Origin of the sequence: Sorangium sp. So ce327, assembly GCF_051530205.1 — a bacterium.
In the GTDB taxonomy this organism is placed as follows: Bacteria; Myxococcota_A; Polyangia; order Polyangiales; family Polyangiaceae; genus Sorangium; species Sorangium cellulosum_B.
The window spans coordinates 12,885,769-12,901,723 of the sequence record NZ_CP150330.1 but is presented as its reverse complement, the minus strand read 5'-3'; the positions used below and the strand labels follow the sequence as shown (position 1 = coordinate 12,901,723).

The 15,955-nt window shown below is 69.3% G+C and carries 10 protein-coding genes; 1 reads left to right on the top strand and 9 read right to left on the bottom strand.

The features are described 5' to 3' along the window. Positions 1–53: 53 nt before the first annotated feature. The 8 genes from comJ to WME95_RS48305 all read right to left on the bottom strand — a co-directional run bounded on the left by comJ (position 54) and on the right by WME95_RS48305 (position 14,807). The gene (gene comJ / locus WME95_RS48340) at positions 54–737 is read right to left on the bottom strand and encodes a competence protein ComJ (protein WP_437905930.1); all 684 of its coding nucleotides are present in this window, start codon (positions 735–737) and stop codon (positions 54–56) included. After that, positions 718–1,053, bottom strand: coding sequence for a DUF7668 domain-containing protein (locus tag WME95_RS48335; protein ID WP_437905929.1), 336 nt, complete (start codon positions 1,051–1,053; stop codon positions 718–720). The genes comJ and WME95_RS48335 overlap by 20 nt, the downstream gene beginning before the upstream one ends. Positions 1,054–1,069: 16 nt before the next feature. Next, positions 1,070–7,774: an RHS repeat-associated core domain-containing protein gene (locus WME95_RS48330; RefSeq protein ID WP_437911107.1), complete on the bottom strand. Its 6,705-nt coding sequence runs from the start codon at positions 7,772–7,774 to the stop codon at positions 1,070–1,072. Between the two features lie 1,212 nt (positions 7,775–8,986). Further along, the gene (locus WME95_RS48325; protein ID WP_437905928.1) at positions 8,987–9,238 is read right to left on the bottom strand and encodes a hypothetical protein; all 252 of its coding nucleotides are present in this window, start codon (positions 9,236–9,238) and stop codon (positions 8,987–8,989) included. 88 nt (positions 9,239–9,326) lie between these two features. Then, the gene (locus WME95_RS48320) at positions 9,327–9,863 is read right to left on the bottom strand and encodes a hypothetical protein (RefSeq protein WP_437905927.1); all 537 of its coding nucleotides are present in this window, start codon (positions 9,861–9,863) and stop codon (positions 9,327–9,329) included. A gap of 524 nt (positions 9,864–10,387) precedes the next feature. After that, positions 10,388–12,598 (bottom strand): ethanolamine ammonia-lyase subunit EutB, encoded by a 2,211-nt coding sequence (eutB, locus tag WME95_RS48315; RefSeq protein ID WP_437905926.1) that lies wholly within the window; start codon positions 12,596–12,598, stop codon positions 10,388–10,390. Positions 12,599–12,637: 39 nt separating this feature from the next. Next, the gene (locus WME95_RS48310; RefSeq protein ID WP_437905925.1) at positions 12,638–14,050 is read right to left on the bottom strand and encodes an ethanolamine ammonia-lyase reactivating factor EutA; all 1,413 of its coding nucleotides are present in this window, start codon (positions 14,048–14,050) and stop codon (positions 12,638–12,640) included. Between the two features lie 79 nt (positions 14,051–14,129). Next, positions 14,130–14,807 (bottom strand): DUF4336 domain-containing protein, encoded by a 678-nt coding sequence (locus tag WME95_RS48305; RefSeq protein WP_437905923.1) that lies wholly within the window; start codon positions 14,805–14,807, stop codon positions 14,130–14,132. Positions 14,808–14,857: 50 nt separating this feature from the next. Here WME95_RS48305 and WME95_RS48300 point away from each other — a divergent pair, with 50 nt between their 5' ends. Next, positions 14,858–15,364, top strand: a complete 507-nt coding sequence (locus tag WME95_RS48300) for a MarR family winged helix-turn-helix transcriptional regulator (RefSeq protein WP_437905922.1) — start codon at positions 14,858–14,860, stop codon at positions 15,362–15,364. Here WME95_RS48300 and WME95_RS48295 read toward each other — a convergent pair. Further along, positions 15,300–15,944, bottom strand: coding sequence for an exonuclease domain-containing protein (locus tag WME95_RS48295; protein ID WP_437905921.1), 645 nt, complete (start codon positions 15,942–15,944; stop codon positions 15,300–15,302). The two genes, WME95_RS48300 and WME95_RS48295, sit on opposite strands and share 65 nt — an antisense overlap. Positions 15,945–15,955 lie beyond the last annotated feature (11 nt).

Sequence of the window (15,955 nt, the reverse complement as noted above, 5' to 3'; positions counted from 1 at the left end):
TTCACCACCTGCATGGACCACGCCGTCGGTATTCCCCCTGAGTGGATCGCGCGCTATGGCGCCGCTGGTTGCGCATCCATCAGAAGGTCCTCCCCTGGAGAAAGCTCTTCATCCCTACGAACAACCCGGGGTGCGGTGGTTCCCGGCACGAAACGGAACTTGCACCACATTCGCGAATCATGGCATCGGCCGTGCTCGAAGAGAACCGTATAATCGCCCGGCTCCAGTTCCACCACGACCGTTCCGGCAAGGGTGCCTATCTCGACATCAACGCCGGCCGGAACGTGAAATGGAACCTGGATTGCTCTAATTGCTGAGGGCGAAACATCAAGTGTCGGTCCCTTTTCCACAACAACCGAGGCCGGCCCATTTACATCGAGAGTACGGAAAGACACGCTACCAGGCCTCCATGAGAATCCCTGTGCCACGTGCATGTTGGTCCAGTCGTTGAAGGAATCTTTTAGGCACGACTGAAAAACAGAGACTTGTGAATATGCAACTTCCAAACTGAACGGGTCCATGTCCCACTCCACGATGATCCTGCTGCGTGTACCGTCGGGCATCCCTCGGCACTGGCTCCCAATGCAGGCCCCTGTGCACGCACCGCTCGGTGTCGTTTTATACGTGCTGTACATGCATGCGACGTCATGCTTCGAGATCTCCACGGCGAGCATGTTGCCGAGAACATCGAAGTCGGCCACGAGCAGGCGCAGAGCTTCATAGCACGTGAAGGTCATCGATATACAGGGCCCATCCGTCCGATTGCTTCGTTGCGGTGAGCGACAGCGTGAGATCGCTACGACCCTCTTCCTTCGTCCAAAGCGGCACATCGACGGCCACCGTGCTCGGATCGCCGATTTGAGGATACTCATCCACCAAAGCCCATGATTCATCGGGTAGAAGGAGCAATGTTTTGCCGTACTGCTCCACAGCCGTCCGCAGCTCCTCGGCGGACAGCCTGCCCGCGCGTCCGTCTGTCTCTAACTCAGCGTAGCGCCCAGCGCAGAGCTCGGCAACCAACCGAGCGACCTCAATTCTTAGTTCTTTGTCCATGGCATCATCATATTCGCTAACGACTTCCGGGGATCCTGGTTGGCGTCGTTGGTGTGACACCAATCGACTGAAAGTACACGTCCGCTTGTTCGATGAGTGCGCGCGCTTCGTTCGGCGACATTCCTGCGCGTCGAAGCGCTTTGTATCCGATACGGCGTTCTGCGCCGTAGGTGCCGCCCCCAAGCTGACGCTGAACCTGAGTCGCGGCGTAATGTGGAGAACCGACACGCGTCGATGGTCCAGAAAGCTCAACGGCGGGCGCTGTGGTGCGGCTGTATCCAGGCAATTCACGAACGGCGGCGTCCTGAATCACATGATGTGCGTCCTTGGCACCGGCAGCCCTTAAGCCTCCATAGGTACCCGCCCTTGCGGCTCCTGCCACTGCCGCCTCCTCCGCCGCCCCCAGTCCTCTTCCCATCCCGAAGACGGTGGCCGCGGCGAGGACCACCGTCTTGGTCCCCGCCGCCCCCGCTGTCCGATAGTCATCCCGATCGATGGCGAGGGCCGTGTCCGCCGCGCCGCGGCCGATGTGGTAGAGCGGGTTGACGGCGTTGAGCGCGCCGACGAGGCCGTCTTCGTCGTAGCCGTCCCACATCGCGCTGGCGAACTCGTAGCCGCTGTACATCCCGAGCGTCAGCGCGTTCAGGACGAGCATCCGCCCGATGCCTGCTCCGAGGTCGCGCGTCCCCTCCGCGGCGCCCAGCAAGGTCTGGCCGACGACGGTGCCCGGGCCGCCGACGCCCGAGTGCTCCGGCGAGACGGTCACCGGCTGCGGCACGTACCCGGACGAGCTTCCGGTCGTGCCCACGTCGATAGGCGCCGTCGTGGCGCCGACCTCCACGGCCTCGCGCGGCCCGTCTTCAGGCTGGTTTGCCTTCGGCGGCGAGTAGAAGAGCTCCACGGCGTATTGTTCCGGGCGCACCACCGAGTCGACCGGCAGGATCGGCGGCTCCACCGGCTCTTCCTGGAAGCCGCTCGGATCCACGTGATTGAGCGGGCTGTTGCGCACGTAGCTGTACGGATTCCAGCTCTGCCCGAAGGACGGAATCGAAACGATCGGGTCCGTCGTCAAGAACCGTCCGATCCTGGGATCGTAGATCCTGCCCTTCATGTTCACGAGCCCGAGCTCGTCGTCGCTCTCGTGCCCGGTGAATCCCTGCGTCGTCTCGCTCGGGAACGACGCAGGCGGGCGCTCCCCCCACACGGGGCTCCTGCGCTGCCCGAACGGGTCGTAGCTCCGCCGCTCGATCACGTCGCCGTCCTCGTCGGTGAGCGCATCGATCGAGCCGAGGTGATCGACATGCACGTAGCGCGTGCCGTCGTCCGAGCCTCCCCGGGTCACGATCGCCACCACGCGCTCCGGCGAGTGGACGTGGTACCGGTGCTCCACGGCGCCTGACGCCGCCTCGGTGACCCGCTCGTACAGATCGCCGAAGTAGAGCGTCTCCTTTTCCGCCGTGGTCTTGCGGATCCGCTGCTGGTCGCCGTCGTAGCCGAACGTGATGGTGCTCGCGCCCTGCGTGATCTGCTCCGGCAGGTCGAACGGCGTATAACGCACCGTCGCGCCGCCGGGCCGCGCGGTCTGATTCCCGACGGCGTCATGCGCGAAGGTGTCCGTACCCGCGCCGGTGATCGCATGCGGGTGCAGCGGGTCGTCATACGAGAGGTCACCGACGTCCGACTTGAAGGTGAGATTGCCGTTCGGGTGGTAGTCGTAGCGGAGCGCGCAGGGCGCCGTCGCGCTCTCGAGATCGCCGAAGTACGCGCAGGTCAGCCGTTGGATCGGATCGTACCGGAAGCGCTCCGTCGTGTTCTCGGGCTGGAGCGCGTCGGTGCGGCGCGTGAGATTCAGGAGATCGTCGAACCCATAGTCCAGGTCCTGCACCTCCCCCGCGCCGCTCTGCGTCGCCATGTGCCTCAGACGCTGCTTGTCCGCGAAGTAGCTCCGCTCCGTGACGGCGCCGTTGCCGAACACCTCCTCCCGGAAGCGCCCCGCGTCGTCCACGCCCGCCAAGCGCCAGTAGGCGAGGTTTGTTCTGCTGTCGCGCACGGCGAGCACATGCCCGTGCGCGTCGCGTTCGCGGGCCACGACGAGCGGCGTCGCGCCGGCAGGCGCCGGGTACGTGATCGTCTCGACGCGGCCGAGGTCGTCATAACCGAGCCTGGCCTCCAGGGGAGAGCGCTCGCCGTCGATGCGGAGCGCGATCGTGTCGAGCTGGCCACGGCCCGTGTACCCGTACGTCTTCTCCCCGTCGGGGCTCGCGAGCGTGTGCAGCTTCCCGACGCCGTGCGCCGCCGTGTCCCATGTCCAGGTGGTCGTCAGGCTCTCCGCGCCGTCCTGGTCCACGCGTGAGCGGGGTCGACCGAGCGCGTCGTACGTCCACGTGACCTTTCGCTCGAGCGCGTCGGTCGACGAGATCAGCTCGCCGAAGCCGTCATGGATCGAGACCGTCGTGCCCCGATCGGGGTCGTCGAGCTGCCGGACACGGCCGAACGCGTCGCGCGTCGTGCGCGTCACTGCCTCGCCCGGATCGGTGACCGTGTGCAGCAGGCCGAAGGGGCCGTACGCGTAGCGGGTAATCCCGTCGGCCGCGTCGGTGATGGTCTTGATGCGCCCCAGCGGGTCCTGCTCGGTCACCGTCACGTGATCGAGCGGGTCGGTGACGCGCACCTGCAGGCCATCGTACGCCGTCGTCGTGACCGCGTTCCACGGCGTCGTACGGCGCACCTCGCGGCCCGCCGCATCGTACTCGTAGCGATCGTACAGGATCGCGCTCTCGGGCGTGTCCTCCCTGACCGGCACCGAGCGCCGTGCGATGTGCTCGCCCAGCGCGTCGTACCCGATCTCCTGCATGATGCGCTTCGCATCGCCCGAGCCCTCCGAGGGCTCCGGTTCGGGCCCGTGTCCCAGCCATCGGATCGGGCGGCCGAGGCTGTCGAACTCCACCGTATCGTCGGCACCGCCGGTCGTGATGCTCCGCTGCCTCACCCGCCAGGCATCCTGCTCCGGGCCACCCTCCTTGCTGCGAGCGAGGGTGACGGTCGTCGTCGTGCCGTCCGGGCGCCTCTCGATGCCGAGCCGCCCGAAGCCGTCGTGCACCCACATCGTCACCAGCTGATTCGGATCGACCCGCTTGAGGAGCACGCCGAGCGCGTCGTCGAACTCCAGGAGCGTGGTGTGCCCGGCCGCGTTCACGTACTTCTCGGGGAACATGCCCTCCTCGTCGAAGCCCGTGCTGAATGGCCGCTTGTGCCCGAAGGCGTCCTCCGCCGTGACGCCGGTGATGTTCCCGAAGGCGTCGCGCGCATAGGTGAGCTTCAGCTTCGTGTCCGGCAGGCCGTCGTCGCTCTCGGTGGACTCGGTCTCCACCTCGCCGTGGATCGTGTTCGTTCGGTTGAGGGTCCTGCACTGCGACATCCCCGCCGCCGCGCTGCACTCCTTCTGCGTCTCCAGCTGGCCGAGGACCCAGCGCTCCGTGTCGTTGTTGAACGACCGCGTGACCTCGAGCGTCAGGTCGACGTCTTCCGTCGAGATCTCCTCGGCGCGCACGTTGCCGAACGTGTCGAAGTCCGTCACCTTCGATACCGAGTCGCGCAGCAGCGTCGCGCCGTCGCCGCCACGCTCGATCTCCCGCACGTACGCCTCGACGGAGGGCGTCGCGCCGCTCGGGGGCGGATAGACCCCTTGCGCTCGCCTCACCCGGCGCTCGGTGGGCAGCGTGAAGTACGTGGCGCCGTCGTTGGTCGGCACGAGCGTCCGCGTCACGTCGCTGAACGAGAGCTCGATCTGCTCCGGCCTGGGCTGGCTCGCGAGCCCCGGAGCCCCGCGCAGCGTCCGCTGGACGCTCCCCGCGAAGGGAAAGACCTGGAGCTCGTCGTCGAAGGTGCCGTGGTCGTAGACGTCGATCGTCACGGCCCCCGTATCCAGGTCGGTGACGATCCGCTCGCCGAACCCGAGAAATCCGCGGCCCAGCCGGTGGTAGCGCCCGTCGCGGTAGCCGACCTCGAAGCGCCTCGCTCGATCCGCGCCGTTGTTGAGCGCGTACGCGCTGACCACCCGGCGAGGGCCGACGACGCAACGCCGAGGATAGCCGCAGTCGTCCGCCGCGCCGGAACGCGCGACGTAGAGCGCGCTCCTCCTTTCAGGATCCTCCTCCGCGCCTCCGCTCGTGACCGGCGCATCGGTCAGGTGGCCGTACGAGATGCTCACGTTGGGCACGAAGCTCGGCTCGGTCGGCTCGTGCGCGTTCATCCCGTCAGAGACCGCGACCAGGAGATCCTGGTCGGCCGAGAGGTTCTGGAAGACGTTGAACACGCCGCCGAGCGCCAGGATCACGTCCTGGGCCCCGTCCCCGTCGAGATCGCCGGTGCGCGGCCCGCGCGGATCGGCGAGCGTGATCGCGTCGCCGAGCTTGGCCTCGAAAGGAACCCCTGCATCGACGAGCTTGAACGGCGGCCCCGCCAGGTCGCCCGTCGCTTGCAGGACGCCCCAGGAGGGGAGGACATTGGAGCCACTCAGCAGCATGCCTGGTGGGACGGGCATGAGCAGATCCTGCCGTCCATCGCCGTTGAAGTCGAGCGGCACCGCGAGGCGGAAAAGCGCGTCGTGATCCGGGGCCCCCAGCAGATCGCCGAAGCTGAACGCGTCGACGGTCCGGAAGGGCGACATCACGAACGTCGGTCCCGTGTTGAGGTAGGTATAGAGCTGGTGGTCGCTGTTGCCAGATTCGACGGCATCGGGCAGGCCGTCGCCGTTGACGTCGAGAAAGACGACGCGGCCCCCGCGCCGCACGACAGGGAGCTTGGTGTCGATGAGCTCCCAGCGCCCCTCGCCCCGGCGCATGATCGCTTCGTAGCTTTCTCCGATGAGGGGCGTCCCGTCATTCCACAACATCAGGGAAGGCACGACGAGATCGATCTTGCTGTCGGCGTCGATGTCGAGCGTGTGGAGCTCCACATCGCATGGATAGGCGCTGAGCACCTCGATCGATTCGCCCGTGGGGCCGAACCCCGCGGGCGTCGCGCCGCGCGCGGGCCTCCAGAGGTGGACGGTCCACACGGTGGACCGCGGATCCGGTACCAGCTCCTCGACGTGGTCCTGGCACTGGATCAGATCCGGCACCGAGTCGCCGTCGAGATCGGCGAGGTGCACCGAGGCGACGGGGCTGCTCAGGCTCGGCGGTCTTGGCGTGCTCCCGAGCGGGAACGGCCGGCGGATGCCCGTGTCATGCAGCGCGAAGGTCCGGTCCGGCCGGGACAGGAGCACGTGCCATGTGGTCCTGGTGTCGAAGACGTCGTGGAGAAAGACGTCCATCTGCCCATCGTCGTTGTAATCGAGCACCGTCCCGAGCTCGGGCTGAAGAAGGGCCGGGTCGGACGGTCCATCCGCATCGGCGACGAACAGCCAATCCTCGAGGAAGGCGCGCTCCGGCGCCGCGAGAAAGGACGGCGAGGCGCTGGGCCCGAGGTTGCGCGCCACCTGCCACGTGGTGATCGGATGCGACGGCGTGCTGGACCCCGGGACGATGTCCGGAATCACGAGATCGTCGATGCCGTCGGCGTCGATGTCGAACACCATCGGGCTCGCCTTCTCGGAGACCGGCTTGGCGATGTCCGTCGTGAGCCGCTCGAATCCGGGCTTTCCGCGGCTGTACTGAAACCGTGTCGGAGGCTTGCAGACCCCGTCGCTCGCGCACTCCTCGACCTGGGTGAGGAGCGTCCGGCTCGTCGTCGGGCTCAGCTCGTAGCGGAAACCGTAGCTTCGGACCAGCGCGTCGCCCGGACCGAGCATCTGGATCTCCTCCAGGCGAAGCGAGCGCTGGAGCGCCATGCCGCCCGAGTAGCCCGTACGAACCGCGGCCGAGTCCTTGGTCCCGTACACGAAGCGCACCGCCCGGGAAGCCTCCAGCGACGGCGTGCCCTCGAAGCTCGTGTAGCGGATCTCGTCCACCGCATATTCGGCCGCATGGCCGTCCTCGGCCTCTGCGAGGCAATATGCGTACGTCATGGCGTTGCCGCGGCCGTCACGGGCCTCGTTCGCGAGCCACGCGCGCGCGACGCCGCCTCGCGCGAGCGGCTTGCTGCCCTCGGTACGCCCGTACTCGACGACGCGGCCAGAGGGCAGGTAGGCCTGGAAGAAGAGCGCCTCGGCGTGCCCGCCGCCTTCCGGAGCGTAGTGACCGACCACCTTCACGAACGTATCCGGGAACGTGCGGTACTCGATGGTTCCCGGCCCCTCTCCCACGGGGACGAGGCGCTGGCCGTCGAGGCAGAGCGCGTCGTCGCCGTCGTACCGCACGCCGCGGATCTCCCCGTCTTGCGCGAGGCTCTTCGGACATCGCGTGATCGCGGACAGCCCGGTGATGGAGAAGCCGTTGCCGAGCACGCCGTCGCCGCCGTCGCTGCGGTAGACGAGCTGGAGCCCAGGACCCATGCCCGCGCGCGAGGGCGGTGAGGCCAGGTCCATCGTGTACACGGCCTCACCGGTGCTCGTGATGGAAAACGCCCCGGGGATGGTGCCGGCGGCGACGGTCTCGACCTCCGGCGCGGGACGGGACGTGGCTGGGGCATGCGCGCGCTGCGTCCGGCAGGCAACGAGGCCAGGCGGCTCCGGAAGCGGCTCGCCGAAGGCGCAATAGCACCCGCCCGACCCGAGCACGCAAGCGAGAAACATCCAGAGCGGGATCAATGCCCGGTGCACACAACGCGGAACTGGCGACATCGCAGCCTCCCCGGCGAACAGCAGTGCCACGACGCTGCAGCGCGCGTCAAGCGCTGCGCTCATGCTGAGCCGCCCCGTGCATGCCGAGATCGAGGCATTCATGAATGCCTCTGTGCCTGTTCGGCGTACACACGGCGGGCGCCACAGCTTCGCTCATCGAGGGGCTATTGGCCGTCCACGATGAAGTCGCGACGAGGAGAGGGCAACCGAGCGTGAACGCGTGCATGGCGGCGCGCACACTGCCTCGACGACCACGAGCGCGGTTTTCGGCTGAGCCTTGCAAGACCCGAGATTGAGTGGATTGCGCTGGTACGGGAGGTCAGCTCGCACGACGGCGTGATCGGGACGCGCCACGGCAGCCCAGGTACGGCGGCGACCCGATCGGCATTGGCTACCTCGACGAGGACCAGCTCACGCTGGAGGGCGTTGGCCATGATCGGGAACCGCCGGACAAGGGCGGCATCGGCTGGAACCACGATGGCCGCATGGTGTTAGGGCAAGACGGCGACCGCGTCGAGGCGATTCCCTCCCCCGATAGGAGCAGCGCACATCAGGCGAAGATGTGCTCGTAGCGGCTGACGAGGCGCCGGCCGGTGCCGGGGCTCCTCAGCCGGACGCACCTCCTCGGGGCGCCATCGCGGCCCGACGCCGCAGCCGGTCCCGGCGCCCGCCTCGGTGTCACCTCCGCGCGCGGGGCGGAAGGGGCGCGCAGAACTACCAAATCGAGCCCTTCATTTTCCCAGTTTTTCGGCCCCTCAGCGACGCTTCCAAAAACACCTAACCCCGCGACATCGCTTGATGTTCTTTCCGGGCGCGTACACCGGTAGTTCGCGGCGAACTACCGGGAGCGCAGAATGAATAGGCGTTTGCGGGACTGCGCCTGAGCAGCAGCGGCGGCGAGGTCCCGGCGCAGTCCCGCAAACGCCTATTCATTGGGCCCACGTTGGGCCATGCCAGCGAGCGACCCGGCCGCGAATCAGACAGAACAGATTGAAATTATTGATATTTCATCCGCCTCCGCCTCGTCATCACAGAAATCCTGGCGGGATTTCTGACTCGCAGGGTTAGCCACTGAGCGGCGCGCCCTCGGGCGCCGCCTCCGGTGCGGCCGGCGCGCCCGCTCGTCCGCGGCCTCGGTCGGCCCGGGCCCCTTGCCGTGCTCCCGCACGCCGAGGGCGGCGAGGAGCTGCGGTCCGATCTCTCCGGCGCGCTTCACCTCCGCCTCGGTCGCCGCCGTCTTAGCGCCTCGGCATCGCCCAGCAGGTTCTCGCGCAGCGCGGCCGCCTCGGTGAGGAGCGGCTTCAGCGCGTTCTCGGCACCTCCGCTGGACAGCCACAGGAGGTGCGCGTTCCAGGCGGCGAACGCGTAGGTCCCGAGCCGGTCGAGCAGCGCGATATCGTGCTGTTGCAGCTGCTCGGCGATGGCCCGGCGCAGCGCGAGCAGGCCTGGCAGGACGCCGAGCACCTGGGAGACGGCGCGAGGAATGTCGACTATGCACGATGCACCGTCCCATCAGCTTCCGAAATCGACCTCACGACCTGATTGGCCCAGCTCAGTTGCAGACGACAGTGCCGGTCGCCTCGATCAGAAAAGGGCCGTCCAGGTAGCCCTGCAAGATCGCCGCAGAGCTCGTCCCCGTGATGGTCCCGTCCTCGAGCGAGAAGTCATCGCTGACCGGGACGGTGCACGAGAACGACATCGAAGGGATCGAGATGTCCAGCGCGGGGCCCTGGGTCGGGTCCAACGGACCGAGAATGACGCCGGAGGTGATGTCGTTGAAGTACGTCTCCAGGGGGTCGTAATAGACGACCTGCTCCGTATAATAGCCACCCAGGACGCTGTCCGTCGCCGGCTCCCACACGAAGCTGATCGGCCCGTAGGCGTAGACATCCTCGCTCACGGTAGAAGTGTTGTAGTAAATCGAATCCGAGGCGTAGAACACGCATGACTGCGCGGCGCTCGCGCTCCGCGCGCACAGCAGCGCCGCGACCACCGCTGCAAGAGTGAACAACTTTGACAGCGTCATGAGCCCCTTCCCTCTCGTGGCGTTGACCATGTTGATCCGGGCATCGTTTGCCCAAGAACTCACGCGCAGATTGTTCGTCTGGAGGTCACGCCCTCCATGGCTCGCTCATCCTGCCGGAGGTTGCGCGGTGAGGCGGCGCCCCATCACCAGCTCAGGAGCGAGGTTGGCGAACGGGACGTCCTTGAAGCGCCTGCCCAGGCGCGACGCTGAGCGGGACCGAAGTCATCCACCGGATTTGCATCCCTGGGTCCTCTCTATACTCTCTCTTCGTTTGAAGGACACGCCCACGCGGCGCGTGACGCACGAAAATCGGCAGGTCAGGGTTCACCAGGAACGTAGCCGTTGCCTGCGCCGGGTTCAGCGCACGAGGCTCCGCTGCTCCGAGGACCGTCGCTGACACAAGATCATGGATGATTGGTGAGTGGACGTTTGCCTGACCGAGAACGCGACGCCCACCTCACCGGGCTGGCGCCTGACGCCCGATTCGAGGAGATGCTCCAGCGGCGGCGCGTCACCAGGATGGAATTCGAGCACTTGGCTCGCTATTGCCAAGGCAGTGGTAGGGCGATCCGGCCTGCGCGCCCGGTTCAAGCGACGCCGCCGGCGAGCAACGCCTCCAGCCGGTTGCCAGCAGCGCGGCGGGCGAGCACCGCCAACACCTTCTCGACGATCACGCCCCCCGCCTCCGCGGCGGGCAGCCCGCCAGCGTGGATGTTGGAGATCACCGTGTATTCGAAGCCGATGGCAGGATTGCCGCTGAAGGCGGCGGCCGCCTCCTGGTCCGCGCCGGGCGCGAGGCGGTAGGCGAGGTAGGCCGAGAGGCTGCTCGACGCCAGCTCACCGCTGCCCGGGCGCTCGCCGAGCAGCACGACGACCAGCCGCGCCGCGAGCCGCTCGGCGACGGCCTCCGCGAGCTTCACCCGGCCGTAACGCGCGAGCAGCGGCTGGCCGACGGTCACGCCGCGCGCCCCCAGGCCGTCCAGCAGGACCGGGAGCAGATCAGGGATGTTGCGGTGGACGGCCTCGGCGCTCAGGCCGTCCGAGACCACGATCTGCACCTCGGCCTCCTCCGGCGCGAGCCGGGCGGCGCTCTCCGGGGCGAGGCGCGCCCCCGCGTCGGCCGAGCCGAGGTGCTCTCCCTTGCTGGCCGCCGTCGTGGAGATGAGGCGGAACGCGGCGACGCGGGCCAGCTCGTCCTCGCGCAGCTCGGTGGCGAGCGCCGCCCGCGCGATCGCCTCGTCGCGGCGACCGCGCCGGCTCACCGCGTTGGCCGGGCGCGGGCCGGCGGTGGCGAAGCCGTAGGCGGCGGGCGTGGCCGCGAGCAGCTCGGCGAGCTCGGCCTCGTCCGGGCAGAACTGCCGCACGTCGCCGAAGCGCGGCCCGCGGGTGATCGCGCCCGCCTCGCCCTGCCCCTCCCCCGCGCGCGCCAGGATGCCCCGCGCGAGGGCCCACTCCAGGAACTCGCCGCCGGGCGCGCGGCCATGGATCTCCCGCAGCGTCTGCACGTCATGCCCGCTCGTGTCGAAATAGGCGAGCATCCGATCGGTGTTGAGACAGACATCCATGTAGTAGTTGGCGCCCGCCGCCGTGAGCAGCTGCGTCGCCATCTGCTGGCCCTCCAGCGTGACGTGGGCGTGGAGGGTGTAACAAGGGGCCATGCCCATGGGCACGCCGAGGAGCTTGCCCATGAAATGGTCCTGGAGGTTCGCGAGGATCATCTCGCGGTCGTCGAGGTGCGTCTCCGGGCCGATGAACCCGGTGACGTTGTTGAGCATGAACGGGTCCCAGCGGCGGGCGAGGCCGTAACAGAGCGCCTCGGTTGTGGCCATGTCGATGCCTTCGTGCTTGCCGTACGTGAGCTCGCTGCCCTGACCGGTCTCGAAATACATGAACTGCTCGGCCTGGCCGGCGAGCGGGCCGCGCGCGGCCATGCGGCGATAGCCCTCGTCGAGGAGATCGACGGTGACGTCGAACTCGGTGACACAGCAGGACTCGGTGCCGGCCAGGCTCTGAAAGAGGATCTCCACGGGCGCGCCCTGGTCGAGCGCGGCGAGCTGCACCTTGAGGTGCGACAGGCAGCAGATCTGCGTGGGGACGCCGGTCGCGCGGCGGATGCGGTCGAGGTGGCGGAGGACCGCGGCGGTGGTCTCCACCGTGCCGGACGCGGGGTTGACGCCGAGCAGCGCGTCGCCGGCGCCGATGGAAAGGCCCCAGTAGAGCAGCAGGGTGATCCCTCGAAGATCGTCGGTGGGGTGGTTCGGCTGGAGGCGCGAGGCGAGCGTGCCAGGGGCGCCGAGGAGCGTGCGGGCGCGGGTCGGGCGGCTGATCTTGCGGGCGAGGTACACGAGCTCGTGCACGTCGCAGAGCTTGGCGAGCGCCGCGGCCATGACGCCGGTCAGGGCGCGGCCGACGCGCGCCACCTCCGGGCCGGGGGCGCGGAGCAGGTGGTCCTTGAGCTCGCCGAGGCGCAGCGAGGCGATCCGGGCGAAGGCGTCGCGGTCGATGTCGTAATTGACGCGCATCACCGCGTCGATCTCGCCCCGCGCGCCGGTGAGCGGGTGATCGTGGAGGTGCTCCAGGGTCAGCTCGCCGAGCAGCTCCCGCGCGGCTTCCCGCGCCGCGTCGTCGCTCGCCGCGAGGCCTGCCTGGCGATCGCCGGCCTTGCTGCAGTCGGCGGCGCCGAGGAGCCGCTTCAAGCCGCGGAACGAGCCGCCGTGGCCAGGCAGGCGGGCCGCGTAGACGACGTCGGTCCGGGGGCGAGGGACCTCGATCCGATCGAGCGGGGTCGGTTCCTTCACGGCGCGCTCCTCCCTTCACGGAAGGTTCGCCGAGCGACGTCATGGCGTCATCCCGTAGAACGAGACCGGCAGGATCTGATCGCACAGGCGGCCGACCTGGACGAACCGGGCGCCGTGCGCCTGCACCTCATCGATGACGAGGAGGTCGATCGGCAGAGCGCCCCAGCCGGTCACGTAGCCCCCGAGCGTCTTGCCCGCGTTCTGCGCGGTGAGCAGCACGAGGGGGTGCTCTGGGATCGATCCGGCCCGGCGCAGCGCGCCGGCGATGCGCGCGCCGAGGCGCTTGAGGGTGGCCGCCGAGACGTCGTCGAGGGCGATCTCCAGAGCGCCGCCGCGGGTGCTCCGGCGGAAGAGGTCCACGGCGTGATCGAGCTCGGCGTCGGACGAGGCCGGCGAGAGGCGCGCCAGGATGGGCAGGTCGCGCAGGGGCAAGCGCTCGGGGCGCGGGAGGAACAGCGTCGCGCCGGAGAGCTGGGTGGCGTGGCGCAGCAGGCCGTACGCCGTGGCCCTGCCCATGCTGGCCGGCGTCGCCACCCGCGCGCTCAGCCGGGGCGAGGCGAGGATCGCGCGGGCGAGGTCCACGCCGAGATCGCCGTGGTGAGCCGGCTCGGGCAGGGGGCGCCCGGCCAGGCCGGCGTAGATCAGCTCGCCCACGCCCCCGGAGAACGTGAGGGTGGGCGCCGCGATCCCCTCCGGCAGCGCGAAGGGCACCTGCACGTGGCGCGCGGCCGCGGGCGTGTCGAAGGCGCCGGCGCGCCCCGTGATCGCCGCCTCGAGCAGCTCCACGTAGAAGGCGACGACGGCCTCGGCCTCGGCCTGCGAGAGCACCTCGCCCGGGCCGCGGTGGAGCCCGAGGTGGTCGAACGCAGCGCGGGCCTCGGGCGAGAGGGCGCGGAGGCGGCGCGAGCGCGGGTCGAGCGCGACGTGCCGCGCGCCCACGAGAAGACAGCCGGTGCGCTGGACCTCGCCGGCCAGGCCGAGCGCGATGTTCGTGGTGCCGCCGCCGATGTCGAGGTTGACGAGGGGCTCGCCGGGGCGCGCGCGCGACAGGGGCGCGGCGCTGCCCATGAAGGCCACCCAGGACTCGAGGCAAGGGTCCTCGGCGACGGCGAGCAGCGCGTCCCCAACCCGCGCGCGGATCAGCGCGGCGAGCGCGTCGGCGTTGCTCCGGCGGGCGGCGAGGCCGGTGATGATCGCCCCGCCGCCGAACAGGGCCCCGGGCGCCACGCCCGCCTCGGCGAGCCAGCGATCGAGGAGCGCCGCCGCGGCGTCGAGATCGAGGGCGTCGCCGGCGAGGGGCGTGAGCGCCATCTCCGATCGGTACCGCTCCTCGAGCGCGCCGAGCTCCACCCGGCCGCTGCCCGCGGCGCGCGTGAGCGTCGCCGAGGCGGCCACGGCGCAGCTCGTGGTGGAGCCGAAATCCAGGCCGAGCAGGGTGACCTGGGCGCCCATCACCGGACCTTCCTGATCTTCATGGCCAGGCCACAGTCCTACCGCACCGGCGCCCGCGCGCCGCTCCACGTCAGGGACGTCAGAGCACCCGCTCGAACGCAGCCTGCAGCGCGTCTCGACCGCCGCGCTCGACGACGTCGCCGTGCGCCACCACGATGCGCTCCGGCGCCCACGCGAGCATCCGCTCCACCGAGGCGCGCACCGCCGCGCGATCGCGCATCATCGAGCGCGCGATGCGCGACGGGCCGAACCTCCCGTAGGCGCCGTTCAGGCGCATGAAGAGGCGCGTCGGGAGGTGCTCGCTCTGCGCGATGTGAAAGCAGAGATCCCAGACGAAGAGGGTCCTGCTCGGCCGGTGGAAGAAGACCGTCTCCTCGAGCTTCGGCATCCCGAAGGCCGCCAGCTGGTCGATCTCCGCGGACCAGACCGGGTCCGGCGCGCCGTCGAGCGCGCCGGTGAACGTCACGTCAGGGCGCTTCTCGCGGAGCCCCCGCGCGCCGTAGAGCCGCGCCCCCGGGAACAGCCGCGCCGCCGGCGAGACGCCGAGGTGGTGCAGCAGGTTCGGCGCCACGATCGCCCGCACCTCGCCGAGCGCGCGGATCTCGTCCGCCTCCCGCTCCACGCCCGGGAGCGGCGAGAACAGCAGCAGCCCGCCGTCCTCGAGGCGCACGACCGGAGATCGCACCGGAAACCGGAGAAACCCCACCTTCAACGTGTCTTCCGCAACCCAGAGGGATTGATCGAGCCGTCGCAGCATGCTCCAATTGGTAAAGCAGCTTGACCATTTAGTCAAGCAAGTTGACCATCATGACCAAGCACAACCTCGATCCATGCGACGTCGCCGAGCTCGAGCGGCGCAAGCGCGTGAGCCTCGGGCAGCTCCTGCTCCGCTCGGCGCGGCTGCTCGACGAGCGGGCGGTGGCGCGCGTCGTCCGGCGCGGCGCGACCGGCGTGCGCCGGGCGCACACGGCGCTCATGCCGTACATCGACCTCGAGGGCACGCGGCAGATCGACCTGGCGGAGCGCGCCGGCGTGACGAAGCAGGCGGTGGGTCAGCTCGTGGAGGAGCTCGAGGCGGCGGGCGTTGTGGAGCGGACGCCCGACCCGGACGACCGGCGGGCGAAGCGGGTGCGGTTCACGCCGCACGGGCTGAAGATGCTCCTCCACGGGCTCGGGGTGCTGCAGGAGCTGGAGGACGAGCTCACGCGAGCCCTGGGGGAGAAGCAGATGGCCTCGCTGAAGAAGGGGCTCACCGCGCTCCTCGCGGCGCTGGAGGCGCCGGAGGCCCCGGAGGCGCCGCCGGAGGGCCGGTGACGGCGGGGCTGCCGGGAGCGCCGGCGGGGTGGGGCTCGAGGCCCAGCGCGTGCGGAAGGAGCCGCGCGATGTTGCGGGCGTCGTCGATGGCGCGGTGCTGCGTCCCCTGAAACGAGAGGCCGACCCGGCGCAGGGCCTGCCCCACGCCGAGCTCGCGCTCGGCGCCGAGGCGGCGGGCAAAGGCCCGCTTGAGGTTGAGGTGATCGCCCCCGAAGGGCAGCGCCACCCCGTGGCGGCGGGCGTCGCGCTCGATCTGCCGCTTGTCGTAGCCGCCCCAGGAGCAGAAGAGCGCCTGTTTCCCGCGCACCAGCTCCCTCAGCCGCGCCGCCGCCGCGGGGAAGCGCGGGGCGGCGTCGACGTCCGCCTGGCGGATGCTCGTCAGCCGCATGCAGAACGCCGAGAGGCGCGGGTGTCGGATCGGGCGCACGAAGCACTGCAGCTCGGCGGTGGGTCGCAGGGTGGCGGCATCGACGAGCACGGCGCCGACCTCGATGATCTCCATCTCGTCGCGGGGGAAAGCGGGGTCGTCGCTGCAGGTCGCCTCGAGATCGATGACCAGGTAGTGAGTGAGGGAAGACATCGGCGTTCTCC